Source organism: Streptomyces durocortorensis (assembly GCF_031760065.1).
Taxonomy (GTDB): domain Bacteria; phylum Actinomycetota; class Actinomycetes; order Streptomycetales; family Streptomycetaceae; genus Streptomyces.
Genome location: NZ_CP134500.1, coordinates 4177989 through 4195984 on the forward strand (window position 1 = coordinate 4177989; position 17996 = coordinate 4195984).

Below are 17996 nucleotides of genomic sequence, written 5' to 3' on the forward strand. Positions count from 1 at the left end.
TCAGAGGGCCTTTCCGGGAGTCGGGGCGGGGGCGGGGAAAGAGGCTGTGGCCGGGGTCCAGGGTGCGCCCGGGACGACGAGCGGCGAACCCGTCACCGGGTCGGGCACGATCACCGCCTCCAGGCCGAAGACCTCACGGACGAGCTCGACGGTGACGACGTCCCCGGGCCGCCCCTCCGCGACGATCCGCCCCGCCTTCATGGCGACCAGGTGATCCGCGTACCGGGCGGCCTGGTTGAGGTCGTGCAGCACGGTGACGACGGTACGGCCCCGGGTGCCGTCCGCGTCAGGGGACGCCAACTGGCGTACCAGGTCCAGGACCTCCACCTGGTGCGCGATATCGAGGTACGTCGTCGGCTCGTCGAGCAGCAGCAGGTCCGTCTCCTGCGCGAGTGCCATCGCGATCCACACCCGCTGGCGCTGGCCGCCCGACAACTCGTCCACCGACCGCTCGGCCAGCGCCGTCACATCCGTACGGGCCATGGCGTCGGTCACCGCCCGCTCGTCCTCGTCCGACCACTGCTGCCACCAGCTCTGGTGCGGCTGGCGGCCCCGGGCCACCAGGTCGGAGACGGTGATCGCCTCGGGCGCCACCGGGGTCTGCGGGAGCAGCCCGATCGACTGGGCGATCCTCTTCGTCGGTATCCGCGCCAGCTCCGTCCCGTCCAGCAGGACCGCCCCGCCGCGGGGCTTCAGCAGCCGGCCGAGCGCCCGCAGGGTGGTGGACTTGCCGCAGGCGTTCGGGCCGACGATGACGGTGACCTGCCCGTCGGGCACGGCGAGGTCCAGCTCGTGGACGACGGTGCGGTCCTCGTAGGCGAGGGTCAGGGCGCGGGCGGCCAGCCTGCTGCCCGTCTGCTGCGCTGCGTCGGTCGTCGGACTCATGCGGTGCCTCCACTGCGGCCGCGGTGACCGCGGATGATCAGCCAGATCAGGTACGGGGCGCCGATCGCCGCCGTGAGGACGCCCACCGGCAGTTCGGTGGGCGAGAACAGCCTGCGGGCGAGCAGGTCGCCCAGGACGACGATCACCGCGCCCAGCAGCGCCGAGGACAGCAGCGGGATCTGCGCGGTCCGGGTCATCCGGCGGGCGATCTGCGGGGCGAGCAGCGCCACGAAGTCCACCGGGCCCGCCGTGCCCGTCGCCACGGAGGCCAGGACCACGCCGAGCGCGACGAGTCCGAGCCGTACGCGCCCCAGGCGTACGCCCAGCGCGGTCGCGGTGTCGTCGTCCATCGTGACGGTGCGCTGCACGCGGGCGGCCCACAGCACGGCGGGCAGCAGGATCAGCAGCGTCCAGCCGATCGGGCCCGCCTCCGTCCAGCCGCGCCCGTTCAGCGAACCGGTCATCCAGATCTGCGCCTGCTGGGCGACCAGGTAGTCGCCCTTGGTCAGGAACAGCGTGGTCACCGACCGCAGGGCGATGGCGAAGCCGATGCCGATGAGCACGAAGCGGGTGGCGTGCAGGCCGCCGCGCCACGCGAACACGTACACGAGCGCGGCCGCCGCCGTGCCGCCGATCACGGAGAGGTAGGGCAGGACGGTGTACGAGGTGATGCCGAAGGTCATCGCGCCGACCGTGAGGGCGCTCGCGCCCTGGCTGATGCCGATGATGTCGGGGCTGGCCAGCGGGTTGCGGGCCACCGTCTGGATCAGCGCCCCCGCGATTCCGAAGGCCACGCCCACCAGCAGCCCGACGGTCATCCGGGGCAGCCGAAGCGTACCCACGACCAGTTCGGCCGGGGACGGCTGCCCGAGGAAGATCACCTTCACGACCTCGCCGGGCGCGACGAAGCTCTCGCCGACGCAGAGGTAGGCGATGCAGACGGCGGCCAGGAGGCCGACCAGGGCCGCAGCGACGACGGACGCACGCCGGTGCAGCAGGAACCGGCCGCGCGGCCCGGCCTTCAGGACGGAGTACCCGGCGGGCCGGACCCGTACGGCCGTTGACGACTCGCTCATGCCGGCACCGCCTTCCGGCGTACGAGGGCGACCAGGAACGGCACCCCGATCAGGGCCGTCATCACGCCCGCCGGGACCTCGCTCGGCGGGAACACGATCCGGCCGACGACGTCCGAGACCAGCAGCATCACCGGCCCGATCAGCGCGGCCATCGGCAGCACCCAGCGGTGGTCGTTGCCGACGACCGCGCGGGCCAGGTGGGGGACGGCGAGCCCGATGAACGCGATCGGCCCGGCGGCGGCGACCCCGACCCCGGTCAGCACGGTCGCCCCGATGCCGCCGACGATCCGGACCGCCGCGACGTTCTGCCCGAGCCCCTTCGCCACGTCCTCACCGAGCGCGAGCGCGTCCAGGCCGCGGGCGACCGAGAGCACGAGCACCGCGCCCAGCAGCAGGAACGGCCAGATCTGCTGGACGACGTCCGCCTCCCGCCCCGCGATCGAGCCGACCTGCCAGAAGCGGAACTCGTCCAGCGCGGACGCCTTCGTCGTGAGGATTCCCATCGTCACGGATACCAGCAGCGCGTTGATCGCCGCACCGCCGAGCGCGAGCTTCACCGGGGTCGCGCCGCCGCGCCCGCCGGCAGCGATGGCGTACACGGCGACCGAGGCGACGGCAGCGCCCGCGAAGGCGAACCAGACGTACCCGGTGAGCGTGTGCACCCCCGCGAACGCGATCGCCATCACCACCGCGACCGACGCGCCCTGGCTGATGCCGAGGATGCCGGGGTCGGCGATGGGGTTACGGGTGATCCCCTGGAGCACCGTGCCCGCGAGCGCCAGCGCCGCGCCGACCATCAGCCCGATGAGCGTGCGCGGCACCCGCATCGTACGGATGACCTCGGCGGCGTCGGAGTGCCCGCCGTGCAGCAGGGCGTCGAGGACCTCGCCCGGCGGGATGGAACGCGCGCCGACGGCGAGGCTCAGCAGGACGGCCAGGAGCAGCGCCGCGACGGCTGCGGCCGTCGCGGTCGCGCGTCTGGAGAGGCGGGGTGCGCGGGGCGCGGTGACCGGCGCTGACGCTGACATCTGACCCAATCGAGACGGACACGGTACGTGCGGGACGTACGGGCATGCGGGAGGTGCGGGTGTGAGGGGTACGGGTCCGGGCTCGGCCCCGAACACGCTGCGGGCCGTGCGCTCGGGGCCGCGCCGGGTCGGTAAGGCTTGGCTAAGTGCGAGCTCAGTCTAGGCGGCGCGATTTCGCCGCCGACGGCGGCCGGTCGGCACAATGGGCGCCATGTCCTCTCTGGCTCCGCACCCCTTGACGGTCGGCTTCGACCTCGATATGACGCTCATCGACTCCCGCCCCGGCATCGCCGCCACCTACCGCGCGCTGTCCGCCGAGACGGGCGTGGCCATCGACGTGGACCTGGTCGTCAGCCGGATCGGCCCGCCGCTGGAGACGGAGCTGGCGTACTGGTTCCCGGCCGATGAGGTGCCCGCCGCGGCGGACCGCTACCGCGCTCTGTATCCCGGCCATGCGATAGCCCCGACCGCGGAGCTGGCCGGGGCGCGGGAGGCGGTGGCAGCGGTGAGGGCGCTCGGCGGGCGGGCGCTCGTCGTCACCGCCAAGCACGAGCCGAGCGCGAAGCTGCACCTGTCCCACCTCGGGATCGAGCCGGACACGGTGATCGGATGGCTGTGGGCGGAGGCCAAGGGCGAGGCCCTGCGCGAGCACGGCGCGCAGGTGTACGTCGGCGACCACACCGGGGACGTGCGCGGCGCGCGGGCGGCCGGGGCGCTGTCGGTCGCGGTGACGACGGGCCCGTGCGCCGCGGCGGAGCTGCGGACCGCGGGCGCGGACGTGGTGCTGGCGGACCTGACCGGCTTCCCGGCCTGGCTGACCGCCTTCGAGGCGGACCGGGTCGCGCGGACGAGCTGACCGCTAGAGGCGGTTCGCGGCCCGCCTGGGGGAGTTGCTCCAGGCCGAACGCACGACGCCCGCCCCGGCGATCAGGAACCCGACGCCCATCAGCATGCTGACCGCGTACGCGACCGACGGGAACGGGTCCGTACCGAGAAACAGCGGGGCGACCGTGACCAGTGTGGCCAGTGCGCCGATGAAAAAGACGATCGCGCCGACCTGAACGAGCCGGTCGCCCGGGCCTGAAGGAGTAGTACTCACGCCACCAGGGTAGTTCCCAGCCCGGAGGAACTCTCCGGCGACGTCTTGTCACCGGCCGTAGGGCCATTAGCCTGGGACCGAGCGGGTCACGGTGACCCGCTGTACTGCTATCCGGAGCCGTATCCCGGCTCTCCCGCACACCGACGAGGACGAGGACAGACGTGCCCACCGGCAAGGTCAAGTGGTTCAACAGTGAGAAGGGCTTCGGCTTTCTCTCCCGCGACGACGGCGGCGACGTCTTCGTCCACTCGTCGGTACTCCCTGCCGGAGTCGACGCACTCAAGCCCGGCCAGCGCGTGGAATTCGGAGTGGTGGCAGGCCAGCGCGGTGACCAGGCGCTGTCCGTGGAGGTCCTCGACCCCACCCCGTCCGTGGCGGCGGCGCAGCGCCGCAAGCCGGACGAGCTGGCGTCGATCGTGCAGGACCTGACGACGGTCCTGGAGAACATCACGCCGCAGCTGGAGCGCGGCCGCTACCCCGACAAGGCCGCCGGCGCCAAGATCGCGGGCCTGCTGAGGGCGGTCGCCGACCAGCTGGACGTCTGAGCCGGGAGGTCCGCGGAGGACTCAGGGAAACGCCAGCGCGTCCGGGCCGAGGGGTGGTACGAGCCCCTCGGCCGCCGCGCGGGTCAGCAGGCCGCGGACCGCCGCGTAGCCGTCCTCGCCGAGGTCGGCGGTGAACTCGTTCACGTACAGGCCGATGTGCTGGTCCGCGACGGCCGGGTCCATCTCCTGGGCGTGCTCCAGGACGTACGGCCGGGAGACCTCCGGGCGGTCCCAGGCCAGGCGGACCGAGCTGCGGGCGGCGTCGGCCAGGCGGTGCAGGGTCTCCGTCCCGAGGGACCGCTTGGCGATGATCGCGCCGAGCGGGATCGGGAGGCCGGTGGTGTCCTCCCAGTGGCGGCCCATGTCGGCCAGGTTGTGGAGCCCGAAGGTCCGGTACGTGAAGCGGGCCTCGTGGATGACCAGACCGGCGTCCACCTTGCCGTCCCGTACGGCGGGCATGATCTCGTCGAACGGCATCACGACGACCTCGCCGACGCCGCCCGGCACCATCTCCGCCGCCCACAGCCGGAACAGCAGGTACGCCGTCGAGCGCTCGCTCGGTACGGCGACGGTCCGGCCGGTCAGGTCGAGGCCCAGCTCCTTGGTGAGGACCAGCGGGCCGCAGCCCCGGCCCAGCGCCCCGCCGCACGGCAGCAGCGCGTACTCCTCCAGGACCCACGGCAGGACCGCGTACGACACCTTCAGCACGTCCAGCTCGCCGCGTTCGGCCATGCCGTTGGTGATGTCGATGTCGGCGAAGGTCACATCCAGCGCGGGCGCGCCGGGGACCCTGCCGTGCGCCCAGGCGTCGAAGACGAACGTGTCGTTCGGGCAGGGGGAGAAGGCGATCCTGATCGGTGCCGGGTTCGCGTCGAACGGTGCCGGGTTCGCGTCAGTGGTCATGCAGGTTCCAACCTTCCAGTACGGGGGCGCTCTTCCCGAACGCGTCCGTCAGCGCCGCCAGCGCGTCCCCGATGCGCCAGGCGTCCCGGTCGCGGGGGCCGACGGCGTTCGACACGGCCCGCAGCTCCAGTACGGGCACCCCGGCCCGCTCGGCGGCCTCCGCGACCCCGAAGCCCTCCATCGCCTCGGCCAGCGCCCCCGGGTGCGCGGCGAGCAGGGCGGCGGCGCGTTCGGCGGTTCCGGTCACCGTGGAGACGGTCAGGACGGCGCCCGAGGCCGCGCCGGTGGCGGCCGTGACCTCCCGTACGAGCGCGGGCGGAGGCGCGAAGCGGTCCCGGCCGAAGCCGAGCGCGGTGACGGGCAGGAAGCCCTCGGCGGTCTCCGCACCCAGGTCGGCCGCCACGATGTCGCTCGCCACGATCAGCGACCCGAGCGGGGTCACGGGTGTGAAGGCCCCGCCGATCCCGGCCGAGACGACCAGACCGTACGGCTCGGAGCCCAGCGCGAACGCGGTGGCCGCGGCCGCCGCGGCCGGGCCCGCGCCGCCCGCCAGGACGTCGAACGCCCCGCAGCGGTGCACGGCGGCCCCCGGCAGCTCCACGGTCTGCGCAACGCCCCCGAACGCACGCGTGACCGCGTCCCGTTCCACCGGGACAGCGGTCACGACGAGCACACGCACGGATTCAGCCTCGGGTCGAGGACGAGGGAAGGGCGGGGAGAGGCGGGCGGGTCAGTCCTTCTTGAACTCGAACTGCCAGATGCCCGTGAGCTTCTTGCCCTTGGTCTCCACGATGGAGATGTTCGTCTTCTCGGCGGGCTGGCCCGTCTGGCTGGCGAAGAAGGCGCTGCCGGGGATCGTCCGGTAGGTCTTCTTGAACGGCTCCTGCTCGGCCTGCTGGCCGTTGATGAAGAGCGTCCAGCCGTTCTCGGCGATCTCGGGGTCGACGCCGAAGCGGACCTTGTCGTCCATGGAGACCTTGATGGTCTTCTCGGCCTTCTTGTTCAGGCAGCCCTGGATGAGGGATTCCTTGATCGCTTCGCCGTCGTTGTAGCAGGCGGCCTCGGTGTTCACCGAGTTGCTGCCGACCGTCACGGTGGCGAGCGGCGTCGGCTTGTCGCAGGCGGACAGGACAAGGAGTCCCGCGGACACGGCACCAAGAGCGACGCCGATTCGACGGCCCTTACCGGAGAAGAACGCAACGGTCATGGGCCGAAGGCTATCGGTCGTCTCCGCTCACGCCACGCGGGGGTGCGGCGTGCCGCGTCGCGCGGCCCCCAGGAGGCCCCGTACGGACGCGGCGGCGCCGAGCGCGAGAATCCCCGCGGCGACCGACATACCGAGCACCGCGTTGAGCGGCAGGGCGATGCCGATGCCGCCGCCGACCACCCACGCCATCTGGAGCAACGTCTCGGACCGGGCGAACGCGGAGGTGCGGACCTCCTCGGGGACGTCCCGCTGGATCATCGCGTCCAGCGACAGTTTCGACAGGGCCTGGGTGAAGCCGGCGACCGCGCCGAGCGCGGCGACGAGCAGGGTGGAGAAGAACACGGCGGCGAGGATCGCGGTGCTCAGGGCGAGCCCCAGCACCGTCGCGATGATCACCTCGGGCCCGCGCGCCCGGAGCCAGGCGCCCACCGCCGTACCGCAGGCGTTGCCCGCACCCGCCGCCACGCCGACGATGGCGAGTGAGACCGCCGCGCTCTGCCCGGCCATCGGGTGCTCGCGCAGCAGGAACGCCAGGAAGAAGATCAGGAAGCCGGAGAGGGCCCGGTGCGCCGCGTTGGCCTGGAGGCCGTGGAGCACCGATCCGCCGACGGACCGCAGCCCGGGCGGGCGCTCCTTGGCGGCCCTCTCCCCGCTGCCGGTCCTGCCGCCCTTCCGGTCGCCGCCCCTCCAGAGGCCTGCCCGTGTGCTGCCGCCGGACCCCGCGCCGGTCCTCCCCGGGGCGGGCCGTACCGCCTCGTCCTCGCCGTGCGGGTCGATCAGCCGCGCCCGGCGCTCGCCCTTCGCGGAGTCGACCTTGTGCGGCAGCGTGAAGGCGAGGAAGGTGCCCGCGATGAAGATCGCGCACGCGCCGTAGAGCGGCCAGGCGGAGCCGATGGTCTGGAGTCCGGCCCCGATCGGGGCCGCCACCCCCGTCGCCAGCAGCCCCGCGAGGGTGACCCGGGAATTGGCCTTCACCAGCGAGAACCGTGGTGGCAGCAGGCGTGGCACGACCGCGCTGCGCACCACTCCGTACGCCTTCGACGAGACCAGGACGCCCAGCGCGGCCGGATACAGCTCAAGGCCGCCCGTGGCGACCGCGCCCGACATGGTCAGCGCCAGCAGCGCGCGGGCCAGCATCGCGCCCGCCATCGCGGCCCGGCGGCCGTGCGGCAGGCGGTCCAGCAGCGGACCGATCACCGGGGCCAGCAGGGTGAAGGGGGCCATGGTGATGGCGAGGTAGAGCGCGACGCGCCCGCGCGCCTCGTCCGTCGGTACGGAGAAGAAGACCGTGGAGGCGAGGGCGACCGTGATCATGACGTCGCCCGCGCCGTTCACCGCGTGCAGCTCGATCAGTTTGCCGAGGCCGGATTCCCCCGCGCCGTGGGCGTGCGTCGCCTTGCGGATGCCCCTGGCCGTGCCGGTGAACGGGGCGTGCAGGGCACGGCCCGTCGCCCGTCCCACCCTGCGGAGCGGGCCGGGACGGTCGTGCGACCTGGCGGCAGTCACCCCGTCATAGTGCCCCAACCCCGGCCGGGATGAACGGCGATCGGCCGTGGACGCGCGCGTGAGGCCCTGTCGGACCAGCTGCGGCACGCGGAACGGTTACGGCACGCTGAACGGCTGACGGACACGGCACGGTGAACGGATACGGCACGTTTGGGACGGGCAGGTGGGCGCAGAGCGGCGGAGAGGGTAGCGTGCGTAACGCGCCACCGGCGGTTGTTCTTGGCCGCGCGCCTCTCGGCGATCCCGCAGAATGGGTGGCAGAAGGCGCGCCCGAGGCAGGCACAACGGGTGTGGACGTCGACGCGGCCCTCAGGTCCGCTCCGCCCCCACCTGTCTGGCCGAAACGGCAATCGTGCAGCAGCTGGCGCGCTCGTGAGACTGGCGTATGGAGAGAAGCGAAGACCTGTGAGTGCTGCGACGACGCGAAGCCGTACGGCCCGTACCCCCGTTCCCGACCGTCTGTGCGCGGAGGCGGTGGACCTCGCGCGCGCGGCCGCGGAGGAGGCCGCCGCGCCCGGGGTGGTCGGTGAGCATGTCGGCGTGGTCTCCGAAGGGGACCGGGTCGTCACGCATTACTTCGAGTCCAAGGAGCCCGGCTACCGCGGCTGGCGCTGGGCGGTGACGGTGGCGCGGGCCTCCCGCGCCAAGAACGTCACCCTGGACGAGACGGTGCTGTTGCCGGGGGCCGACGCGCTCCTGGCGCCGGAGTGGGTTCCGTGGAGCGAGCGGCTGCGCCCCGGCGACCTGGGCCCGGGCGACCTGCTGCCCACCGAGGCGGAGGACCTGCGTCTGGAGCCCGGCTGGACCGGCGAGGACGAGCCGCCGCCGAACTCCGTGGTCTCCGAGGAACTGGCCGAGCTGGTCGAATCGGAGGACGCCGAGCTGACCGACCGGCCGGTGGCCGCCACCAGCCGCGGTTCCATCGCCTCCGTGGCCGAGGAGCTGGGTACGCGGCGGGCGAGGGTGCTGTCGCGGTACGGGCTGTACGAGGCGGCCGACCGCTGGGACGAGGCGTTCGGCCCGAAGACGCCGATGGCCCAGGCGGCCCCGGCGACGTGTGTCAGCTGCGCGTTCCTGATCCCGATGGCGGGCTCCCTGAAGCAGGCCTTCGGGGTGTGCGCGAACGAGTTCGGTCCGGCGGACGGTCATGTGGTGTCGCTGGCGTACGGGTGCGGCGGGCACTCGGAGGCCGCGGTGATGCCGAAGCCGCCGCAGCCCGCGCCGCATGCGCTGGACACGATGCGGGTGGACGAGTACGCGCTCCGGCCCGAGCGCGACGGGGGCTCGGTCCCGTCGGAGCCGGACGGGGCGTCGGAGGACCTGGGCCACTCGTAGGGCGGGCTGGAAGTGCGGGCCCCGGCCGGGTTGGGGGACGCGGTACCTTCGGGCGCACACTGGGCGGCAGGCGCAGGCACAGGCACTGCGTCCCACCACACTGCGGACGGAGTCGAGAGCGTGAGCATGAAGTCGACCGAGGGGGCCGATCCGTTCGGTACGGCACGGCTGCGGCGCGGCGTGCTCGACGCCTGGGGCGCGGGCCCCGCCCGCTTCCGGGAGGACGCCAACGCCGAGGAGGACCTCGCGCTCGGCGGCTACCGCGACCGCCTCGTCGTCGAGCTCGCCCAGAACGCCGCGGACGCCGCGGCCCGCGCCCGCGTCCCCGGCCGGCTCCGCCTCACCCTGCACCCCGCCGCCCCCGGCGACCCGGACGGCCGTTGCGTGCTGGCCGCCGCGAACACCGGCGCGCCGCTCGACGCCACCGGCGTCGAGTCCCTGAGCACCCTGCGCGCCTCCGCCAAGCGCGAGGGCCACGAGTCCTCGGTGGGCCGGTTCGGCGTCGGGTTCGCCGCCGTGCTCGCGGTCAGCGACGAGCCCGCGGTGCTGGGGCGCCACGGCGGAGTCCGCTGGTCGCTGGCCGAGGCGCGCGAGATGGCCCGGGACGCGGCCGTCGGCTCCCCCGGCCTCGGGGACGAGCTGCGCCGCCGCGACGGACACGTACCGCTGCTGCGCCTCCCGCTGCCGGCCGAGGGCACCGCGCCCGCCGGGTACGACACCGTCGTCGTGCTGCCCCTGCGCGACGGCACCGCCGAGGACCTGGTGGCCCGGCTGCTGGCCGCCGTGGACGACGCGCTGCTGCTCACGCTGCCCGGCCTGGACGAGGTCGTCATCGAGACCCCGGACGGGACGCGGACCCTGAGCCGTTCGGTCCACGGCCCGTACACGCACATCGACGACTCCGCCCGCGGCCTGGGCCGCTGGCGCACCGTCCTCCACCACGGGCCCATCGAGCCCGCCCTGCTCGCCGACCGTCCGGTCGAGGAGCGGCTGCGCCCGCACTGGTCGGTGACCTGGGCGGTCCCGGTCGACGCGTCCGGGGCGCCCCTCCACCCCCGTACGGCACCCGTCGTGCACGCCCCGACGCCCACCGACGAACCGCTCGGCATCCCCGCCCTGCTCATCGCCTCCCTCCCGCTGGACACCGCCCGCAGGCACCCCGCGCCGGGGCCGCTCACCGACTTCCTCGTGGAGCGGGCCGCCGACGCGTACGCGGAGCTGCTGGGCGCCTGGCGGCCGGTGTCGACCGGGACCATCGACCTGGTGCCGGGCCAGCTCGGCAAGGGCGCGCTCGACGGGGCCCTGCGCGGCGCGATCCTCGCCAGGCTGCCCCGCGTCGCGTTCCTGGAGCCCGCCGCGCCCCCGGACGCGAACGGCGAGGCCGACGTCCGCTGGGACGACGACTGGGACCGTACGGAGGACATCACCGCCACCGTGGACACGGCCGGTGCCCTGCGGCCCGTCGAGGCGGAGGTCGTCGAGGGCGTCGGGGCGGAGACCGTACGGGTCCTCGCCGAGGTGCTGCCCTGTCTGCTGCCCGCCGGTCTTGAACGCCGCCCCGAGCTCCGCGCCCTCGGCGTCGCCCGCGTCCCCCTGACCGAGGCCATCGACCGCCTCGCGGGTCTGGAGCGCGACCCCGCCTGGTGGCACCGGCTCTACGACAGCCTCGCGGGCACCGACCCCGACCGGCTCACCGGCCTCCCCGTCCCGCTCGCCGGAGCCCCCGACGACGAGCAGACGGGCCGCCCGCCGCGCACCACCATCGGACCGCGCCAGATCCTGCTGCCGCTCCCGGACGCGTTCACCGGTACCGTCCTGGCCCGCCTCTCCCGGCTCGGGCTGAAGGTCGCCCACCCGGACGCCGCCCACCCGCTGCTGGAGAAGCTAGGCGCCCTGCCCGCCACCCCGCGCGCCGTGCTGACGACACCTCAGGTGCGGGCGGCCGTCGCCGGATCGCTGGACGCGGGGGAGATCTGGGACGAGGACGCGCTCGACGCCGACGAGCTGGCCGAGACCGTCCTCACCCTCGTGCGCGATGCCGAACTGGCCCCCGGCGACGAGCCCTGGCTCGGTGCCCTCGCCCTTCCCGACGAGGACGGCGAACCGGCCCCCGCCGGTGAGCTGGTCCTCCCCGGAAGCCCGTTCGCGCAGATCATGCGCGAGGGGGAACTCGCCCTCGCCGACCAGGAGTTGTCCGAACGCTGGGGTGAGGCGCCCCTCACCGCCTGCGGGGTGCTCGCCACCTTCGCCCTCGTCCGGGCCACCGACGTCGTCCTGGACCCGGACGAACTGGAGCCCCGCGACAGTGACTTCGCCGAACCCGACGACGCCGGGCTGCTGGACGCCGTCGACGTGTGGTGCGAGGACCTCCTCGACCAGCTGCCCGAGACCCCGGTGCCGCCCGTCGCCACCGAGATCGTCGCCGTACGGGATCTGGACCTGGTCGACGACGAAGCCTGGCCGCAGGCGCTCGCCATGCTGGCCCAGCCGCCGTTGCGCGACGCGCTGACGCAGCCGGTGCGGGTACTGCTCCCGGACGGGACGACGCAGTCCGTGCGCCCGTACACCGCGTGGTGGCTGCGCGACCACCCCGTGCTGGGCGGCCGGCGCCCCGCCGGACTGCGCGCGGCGGGCGGCGACCCGCGTCTGGCCGGGCTGTACGAGGCGGTGGACGCCACCGGCTTCGACGACGCCCAGGTGCTGCGGGCCCTGGGGGTGCGCACCTCGGTCGCCGCGCTCCTGGACGAGCCGGGCGGCGCGGCCGAACTGCTGGGGCGCCTCGCCGACGAGGACCGGCCCGTCACCCCTGTGCAACTCCACTCCCTGTACACGGCCCTCGCCGAACTCGACCCGGACCAGGTGACGTTGCCGGACGAGCTGCGGGCGGTGGTGGACGGGGGCGTGGCGGTGGTCGACGCCGCGGACGCCGTGATCGCGGATGCCCCGGACGTGCTGCCGCTGACGGAGGGCCTGCCCCTGCTCCCCGTGGCCCCTGCGCGCGCGGCGGAGCTGGCCGACCTCCTCCAGGTGCGGCGCCTCGGCGAGACGGTCGAGGCGGGCGTCACCAGCGAGGGGGAGGAGCACCGCGTACCGGAGCCGGTCCGTGTCCTGCTCGGACCCGGGACCCCGGACACGTACATCGAGCACCCCGAGCTCCGTGCGGGCGGCGTCGAACTGGACTGGCGCCGAACCCCGGACGGGGTCGTCCACGCCGCCACCCTGGAGGGCGTCGCGGCCGGTCTGGCCTGGGCGGCGGGCCAGTGGCCGCGGCGCTTCGAGGTCGCGGCCCTGCTGGAGGACCCGTCGCGTACGGAGGAGCTGGCGCGGGACCGCTGGTTCGACTGAGGGCCCGGGGCGTCTCGGCCGCCGGTGACTTCGTCGACGCGAAGGAGTACCGGGCACGCGGAAGCCCCCGGGAGGATCACCGTCCTCCCGGGGGCTTCCCCGTGCCTACCGCACCGGGGGGGGGCTTCCCCGTGCGTACCGCCTACGCGCGGAAGCGCCGTCCCACCCAGCGCCAGACGAACTCCAGCGCGACGGCCGACGCCACCGCGATGCCGACCGCTGCCCACGGCATGGTCGTACCGACCAGCTTCAGCGCGAAGAAGTCCTGGAGCCACGGCACGACGAGCACGATCAGGAAGCCGAGCCCCATCGCCGCCACCAGGCCGATGCGCCACCAGGTGTAGGGGCGGGCGATGATCGCGAGGACCCACATGGCGACCAGGAACAGCGTCAGCGTCGCCGCGCTCGTCTCGGCCTCCAGCGCGCCGGGACCGGAGTAGTGGTGGCGGGCGATCAGGTAGGTGGTGAAGGTGGCCGCCGCCGCGATGACGCCCGAGGGGATCGCGTACCGCATGACACGGCGTACGAAGTTGGGCTGGGCGCGTTCCTTGTTCGGCGCGAGGGCCAGGAAGAACGCGGGGACGCCGATGGTCAGCGTGGCCAGCAGCGTCAGGTGACGCGGCAGGAACGGGTACTCGACCTGTGAGCAGACCACCAGGATCGCCAGCAGCACCGAGTAGACCGTCTTGGTGAGGAAGAGCGTGGCGACGCGGGTGATGTTGCCGATCACCCGGCGGCCCTCGGCGACCACCGACGGCAGCGTCGCGAAGCTGTTGTTCAGCAGCACGATCTGCGCCACCGCGCGCGTCGCCTCGGAGCCGGAGCCCATCGAGACGCCGATGTCGGCGTCCTTGAGGGCCAGCACGTCGTTCACGCCGTCGCCCGTCATCGCGACCGTGTGGCCGCGCGACTGGAGGGCGGCGACCATGTCCCGCTTCTGCTGCGGGGTGACCCGGCCGAAGACCGCGTTCTGCTCCATGGCCGTGGCCATCTCGTCCGGGTCGGTGGGCATCCGGCGCGCGTCGAGGGTGTTCTCGGCACCCGCGAGGCCGAGCTTTCCGGCGACCGCGCCGACCGAGACGGCGTTGTCACCGGAGATGACCTTGGTGGCCACGTTCTGGTCGGCGAAGTACTTGAGGGTCTCCGCCGCGTCCGGCCGCAGCCGCTGCTCCAGGACGACGAGGGCGGTGGGCGCGGCTCCGGCGGCGACGTCGGGCGCGTCCAGCTCGCCCCGTGCGCGGGCCAGCAGCAGCACCCGCAGGCCCTGCTCGTTGAGGTGCTCGATCTCGGTGAGGGTGGGGTCGCCCTCTGGGAGCAGGACGTCGGGGGCGCCGAGGAGCCAGGCGGAGGCCGTCCCGTCGGCCTCCGTGAACGCCGCGCCGCTGTACTTGCGGGCGGAGGAGAACGGCATCGCGTCGGTGACGGCCCAGGCGGCCCCGTCGCCCGCCGGGTAGGTGTCGATGATGGCCTGGAGGCTGGCGTTGGGGCGGGGGTCCGAGGAGCCGAGCGTCCGCAGCACCTGCTGGACGTGAGCCTCGTCGCTCCCGTTCAGCGGCCGGACCTCGGTGACGTCCATGCCGCCCTCGGTGAGGGTGCCGGTCTTGTCCAGGCAGACCACGTCGACCCGGGCGAGCCCCTCGATGGCGGGCAGCTCCTGCACCAGGCACTGCTTGCGCCCAAGGCGTACGACGCCGATGGCGAAGGCCACCGAGGTCAGCAGGACCAGCCCCTCGGGGATCATCGGGACGATGCCGCCGACGGTCCGGGCGACGGAGTCCTTGAAGTTGTTGTCCTTCACGACCAGCTGGCTGATGATCAGCCCGATCGCCGTCGGCACCATCATCCAGGTGACGTACTTCAGGATCGTGCTGATGCCGCTGCGCAGCTCGGAGTGGACGAGCGTGAAGCGCGACGCCTCCTCGGCCAGCTGCGCGGCGTACGCCTCGCGCCCCACCTTCGTGGCGGTGAACGCCCCGCCGCCGGCGACGACGAAGCTGCCGGACATCACCGGGTCGCCGGGCCGCTTGAGCACCGGGTCGGCCTCGCCGGTCAGCAGCGACTCGTCGACCTCCAGGCTGTCGGCCTCGGCGACCGTGCCGTCCACGACGACCTTGTCGCCCGGGCCGAGCTCGACCACGTCCCCGAGGACGATCTCGTGGGTGGAGATCTCGGCGGCGACCCCGTCGCGCCGCACGGTCGGCTTCGCCTCGCCGATCACCGCGAGGCTGTCCAGGGTCTTCTTGGCCCGCCACTCCTGGATGATGCCGATGCCGGTGTTGGCGACGATCACGAAGCCGAAGAGGCTGTCCTGGATCGGCGCCACGAACAGCATGATCACCCAGAGCACGCCGATGATCAGGTTGAACCGGGTGAAGACGTTGGCCCGCACGATCTCGGTGAGGGAGCGCGAGGAGCGTACGGGTACGTCGTTGACCTCGCCGCGCGCGACCCGTTCGGCGACCTCGGCCGTGGTGAGACCGCCGGGGCGGTGGGTGGGAGGTGGTGGCTCCATGGGATGCACGGGATCGAGTTCCGCCCCCGCGTCGATCATGCCCGGCCGGGAGGGTCCGGGGGTCTGCTCCCCGGAGGAGTCGAGTGCCCGCTGCGTCATGGGTGAGACGTTACGGGCGCGCGCGGTGAATCTCCCGCGCGGGGGGCGAAGATCCGACCAGGGGAGGACCAAGTCGGTCCCGTGGTTGTACGGAGCCTGTGGTTGCGCGGAGCCCGTGGCCGTACGAGGCATGTGGCCGTACGGAGGCCGTGGCCGTACGGATTCGGGGTCGGGGCGGTCGCGCGGAGTCAGCGGCCCGTCAGCGGCCCCCCAGTGCCCCCGTCACTGACCCCGTCAGCGGCCCAGCGCGTTGTCCGCCGCCTCGGCGCCCGCGGCCTCCTTGGCCTTCGCCTGGGCCGCGTGCCGCTTGAGGGCGGCGTCGCGCCCGCGGACGTACCAGATGCCGATCAGTCCGAGTCCGGCACCGGCCAGCGGGGTCCACACCCACCAGGTGTGCCCGTGGTCCGCGAACCAGCCGTAGAAGGGGAGCTGTGCGAGGAAGAGGACGAACCAGAGGATCGTGCCGCCGACGACGGTGGAGACGACGGGGCCCTCCAGGGGCTCGGGCGCCTCGTGCTTCGGTGTCCACTTCTCCATACGTTCAGTGTATGGGGCCACCTGATCGGCGGGACGCGGACCGGTCGCCCGGGGAGTACACGGGTCTACGCGCGGAGATAGCGATCTTCGCTTGATGTATTCATACTGAATCTGCTTTGGGCTGGCTCGAATTGTTCGTGCGAACATCCAATTTCGATCACCTTCCGCCCGGATCGCCACCTCCTGCCTTACCCCTACGTACGACTGAGGTCACCCATGCCCCCCTCGGCCACCGTTCCGGTCGACTCCCCGCGGCCCGCGGCTCCCCAGCCCAGGGGCCGTCTGGACCGGTTCTTCAAGATCTCCGAGCGGGGGTCGACCGTCGCGCGCGAGTTCCGCGGCGGGTTCGCCACGTTCTTCGCGATGGCGTACATCATCGTGCTCAACCCGATCATCCTGGGCAGCGCGAAGGACATGTACGGCCACCAGCTCGACAACGGTCAGCTGGTCACCGCCACGGTGCTCTCCGCCGCCTTCTCCACGCTCCTGATGGGCGTCATCGGCAACGTGCCGATCGCGCTCGCCGCCGGGCTCGGCGTCAACACCGTCGTCGCGCTCCAGCTCGCCCCCCGGATGAGCTGGCCGGACGCAATGGGCATGGTCGTCCTCGCGGGTGTCGTGGTGATGCTGCTGGTCGCCACGGGGCTGCGGGAGAGGGTGATGAACGCCGTACCGAAGTCGCTGCGCAAGGGCATCGCGATCGGTATCGGCCTGTTCATCATGCTGATCGGCCTCGTCGACGCGGGCTTCGTCTCGCGCGTGCCGGACGCCGCCCACACCACCGTGCCGCTCCAGCTCGGCGGCGACGGCCACCTGGGCGGCTGGCCGGTTCTCGTCTTCGTACTCGGCGCTCTGCTCACGCTCGCGCTGATCGTGCGCAAGGTGCCCGGCGCGATCCTGATCTCGATCATCGCCATGACGGCCCTGGCCCTGGTCATCGACGCGGTGGCCGGTCTGCCCGACGGGGCCTGGGGGCTGACGACGCCGTCGTGGCCGGGCACCCCGGTCTCCGCGCCGGACTTCGGGCTGCTCGGCGAGGTCAGCCTGTTCGGCGGCTTCGGGAAGGTCGGCTATCTGACCGGTGTGCTGTTCGTCTTCACGGTGCTGCTGTCCTGCTTCTTCGACGCGATGGGCACCATCCTCGGCGTCGGCGACGAGGCGAAGCTGATGGACGAGAAGGGCAAGTTCCCCGGCATCAACAAGGTCCTGTTCGTGGACGGCATCGCGGTCGCCTCGGGCGGGGCGACCTCCGCCTCCGCCACCACGTGCTTCGTGGAGTCCACCGCGGGCGTCGGCGAGGGCGCCCGCACCGGACTGGCGAGCGTGGTGACCGGTCTGCTCTTCTCGGTGGCGCTGTTCCTCACGCCGCTGGCGACCATGGTCCCGTCGCAGGCGGCCACGCCCGCCCTGCTGGCGGTCGGCTTCCTGATCATCGCGGGCTCGGTGCGGGACATCGACTGGAGCGACTACACGCTCGCGGTCCCCGCGTTCCTCGCGATGATGATGATGCCGTTCACGTACTCGATCACCAACGGCATCGGTATCGGCTTCGTCGCCTTCTCCGTGCTCCGACTGGCGGCGGGCCGCGGCCGTGAGGTCCCGATCGCGATGTACGTGGTCTCGGCGGTGTTCGTCTTCTACTACGCGATGCCGGCGCTCGGCCTCACGTGACCGGTGGCGTCACGCCCCTTCGGGAGTCAACCCTTCTGGAGTCGCTCTCCCGGGCGTCGCCGTAGAACTTCTCCGTCTCCTCGACGGCCGCCTTGAAGCGTTCGTCGAAGTCGTCGCGAATGAGCGTCCGGGCCACATAGTCCTGGACGCTCATTCCGCGTTTCGCGGCGTGCTGCCGGAGCCGGTCGAGCAGCTCACCGTCTATCCGCAGGCTGAGCACTGTCGATCCCATGTCCAGCAGGGTCGCC

General features: G+C 73.0%; 16 protein-coding genes. 5 read left to right on the top strand and 11 right to left on the bottom strand.

From position 1 onward, the window contains the following. From RI138_RS18550 to RI138_RS18560, 3 genes are read right to left on the bottom strand one after another with little or no spacing between them, the layout of a single operon-like run. Positions 1-885, bottom strand: a complete 885-nt coding sequence (locus RI138_RS18550) for an ABC transporter ATP-binding protein (RefSeq protein WP_311120835.1) — start codon at positions 883-885, stop codon at positions 1-3. Then, entirely contained in the window at positions 882-1961 is a 1080-nt protein-coding gene (locus RI138_RS18555) for a FecCD family ABC transporter permease (RefSeq protein ID WP_311120836.1), read from the bottom strand. Before RI138_RS18555 ends, RI138_RS18550 begins: the two co-directional genes overlap by 4 nt. Then, a complete protein-coding gene (locus RI138_RS18560; RefSeq protein WP_311120837.1) occupies positions 1958-2989 on the bottom strand; it encodes a FecCD family ABC transporter permease in 1032 nt (343 codons plus the stop codon). Before RI138_RS18560 ends, RI138_RS18555 begins: the two co-directional genes overlap by 4 nt. Positions 2990-3200: 211 nt before the next feature. On the opposite strand from RI138_RS18560, the gene RI138_RS18565 reads away from it, so the two are divergent. Continuing rightward, entirely contained in the window at positions 3201-3845 is a 645-nt protein-coding gene (locus RI138_RS18565) for an HAD family hydrolase (RefSeq protein ID WP_311120838.1), read from the top strand. Between the two features lie 3 nt (positions 3846-3848). Here RI138_RS18565 and RI138_RS18570 read toward each other — a convergent pair whose 3' ends face one another. Continuing rightward, entirely contained in the window at positions 3849-4088 is a 240-nt protein-coding gene (locus RI138_RS18570; protein ID WP_311120839.1) for a hypothetical protein, read from the bottom strand. A gap of 161 nt (positions 4089-4249) precedes the next feature. Here RI138_RS18570 and RI138_RS18575 point away from each other — a divergent pair, with 161 nt between their 5' ends. Beyond that, entirely contained in the window at positions 4250-4633 is a 384-nt protein-coding gene (locus tag RI138_RS18575) for a cold-shock protein (protein ID WP_311120840.1), read from the top strand. A gap of 21 nt (positions 4634-4654) precedes the next feature. On the opposite strand, the gene RI138_RS18580 is transcribed toward RI138_RS18575, so the two are convergent. Genes RI138_RS18580 through RI138_RS18595 form a run of 4 tightly spaced genes read right to left on the bottom strand, consistent with a single transcriptional unit; the run spans position 4655 to position 8249 of the window. Next, positions 4655-5536 carry a 1,4-dihydroxy-6-naphthoate synthase gene (locus RI138_RS18580; protein WP_311120841.1) on the bottom strand — a complete coding sequence of 294 codons (882 nt, stop codon included), beginning with the start codon at positions 5534-5536 and terminating at the stop codon, positions 4655-4657. After that, entirely contained in the window at positions 5526-6215 is a 690-nt protein-coding gene (locus RI138_RS18585) for a futalosine hydrolase (RefSeq protein WP_311120842.1), read from the bottom strand. The genes RI138_RS18580 and RI138_RS18585 overlap by 11 nt, the downstream gene beginning before the upstream one ends. A 51-nt stretch (positions 6216-6266) precedes the next feature. Next, on the bottom strand, positions 6267-6743 hold the full coding sequence (locus tag RI138_RS18590; protein ID WP_096631470.1) for a DUF2771 domain-containing protein: 477 nt from the start codon (positions 6741-6743) through the stop codon (positions 6267-6269). A gap of 27 nt (positions 6744-6770) precedes the next feature. Next, positions 6771-8249, bottom strand: coding sequence for an MFS transporter (locus tag RI138_RS18595; protein ID WP_311120843.1), 1479 nt, complete (start codon positions 8247-8249; stop codon positions 6771-6773). A 405-nt stretch (positions 8250-8654) separates the two neighbouring features. Between RI138_RS18595 and RI138_RS18600 the strand changes: the two genes are divergently transcribed. Then, positions 8655-9584, top strand: a complete 930-nt coding sequence (locus RI138_RS18600) for a DUF3027 domain-containing protein (RefSeq protein ID WP_179500288.1) — start codon at positions 8655-8657, stop codon at positions 9582-9584. Between the two features lie 126 nt (positions 9585-9710). Next, a complete protein-coding gene (locus RI138_RS18605; RefSeq protein WP_311122933.1) occupies positions 9711-12929 on the top strand; it encodes a sacsin N-terminal ATP-binding-like domain-containing protein in 3219 nt (1072 codons plus the stop codon). A 142-nt stretch (positions 12930-13071) separates the two neighbouring features. On the opposite strand, the gene RI138_RS18610 is transcribed toward RI138_RS18605, so the two are convergent. Together RI138_RS18610 and RI138_RS18615 are read right to left on the bottom strand one after the other, a co-directional pair. Continuing rightward, the gene (locus RI138_RS18610) at positions 13072-15540 is read right to left on the bottom strand and encodes an HAD-IC family P-type ATPase (protein ID WP_311120844.1); all 2469 of its coding nucleotides are present in this window, start codon (positions 15538-15540) and stop codon (positions 13072-13074) included. Positions 15541-15774: 234 nt separating this feature from the next. Further along, positions 15775-16077, bottom strand: coding sequence for a DUF2530 domain-containing protein (locus tag RI138_RS18615; RefSeq protein WP_096631459.1), 303 nt, complete (start codon positions 16075-16077; stop codon positions 15775-15777). A gap of 216 nt (positions 16078-16293) precedes the next feature. Here RI138_RS18615 and RI138_RS18620 point away from each other — a divergent pair, with 216 nt between their 5' ends. Continuing rightward, on the top strand, positions 16294-17748 hold the full coding sequence (locus tag RI138_RS18620) for an NCS2 family permease (RefSeq protein ID WP_311120845.1): 1455 nt from the start codon (positions 16294-16296) through the stop codon (positions 17746-17748). On the opposite strand, the gene RI138_RS18625 is transcribed toward RI138_RS18620, so the two are convergent. Beyond that, on the bottom strand, positions 17741-17980 hold the full coding sequence (locus RI138_RS18625; RefSeq protein WP_311120846.1) for a hypothetical protein: 240 nt from the start codon (positions 17978-17980) through the stop codon (positions 17741-17743). The two genes, RI138_RS18620 and RI138_RS18625, sit on opposite strands and share 8 nt — an antisense overlap. Positions 17981-17996 lie beyond the last annotated feature (16 nt).

What these genes read in the sequence shown, in the direction of transcription:
- RI138_RS18555 (WP_311120836.1), bottom strand. Translation starts at nt 1,961, where the DNA reads ATGAGCGAGTCGTCAACGGCCGTACGGGTCCGGCCCGCCGGGTACTCC.
- RI138_RS18550 (WP_311120835.1), bottom strand. Translation starts at nt 885, where the DNA reads ATGAGTCCGACGACCGACGCAGCGCAGCAGACGGGCAGCAGGCTGGCC.
- RI138_RS18590 (WP_096631470.1), bottom strand. Translation starts at nt 6,743, where the DNA reads ATGACCGTTGCGTTCTTCTCCGGTAAGGGCCGTCGAATCGGCGTCGCT.
- RI138_RS18625 (WP_311120846.1), bottom strand. Translation starts at nt 17,980, where the DNA reads ATGGGATCGACAGTGCTCAGCCTGCGGATAGACGGTGAGCTGCTCGAC.
- RI138_RS18610 (WP_311120844.1), bottom strand. Translation starts at nt 15,540, where the DNA reads ATGACGCAGCGGGCACTCGACTCCTCCGGGGAGCAGACCCCCGGACCC.
- RI138_RS18615 (WP_096631459.1), bottom strand. Translation starts at nt 16,077, where the DNA reads ATGGAGAAGTGGACACCGAAGCACGAGGCGCCCGAGCCCCTGGAGGGC.
- RI138_RS18620 (WP_311120845.1), top strand. Translation starts at nt 16,294, where the DNA reads ATGCCCCCCTCGGCCACCGTTCCGGTCGACTCCCCGCGGCCCGCGGCT.
- RI138_RS18580 (WP_311120841.1), bottom strand. Translation starts at nt 5,536, where the DNA reads ATGACCACTGACGCGAACCCGGCACCGTTCGACGCGAACCCGGCACCG.
- RI138_RS18605 (WP_311122933.1), top strand. Translation starts at nt 9,711, where the DNA reads ATGAAGTCGACCGAGGGGGCCGATCCGTTCGGTACGGCACGGCTGCGG.
- RI138_RS18565 (WP_311120838.1), top strand. Translation starts at nt 3,201, where the DNA reads ATGTCCTCTCTGGCTCCGCACCCCTTGACGGTCGGCTTCGACCTCGAT.
- RI138_RS18560 (WP_311120837.1), bottom strand. Translation starts at nt 2,989, where the DNA reads ATGTCAGCGTCAGCGCCGGTCACCGCGCCCCGCGCACCCCGCCTCTCC.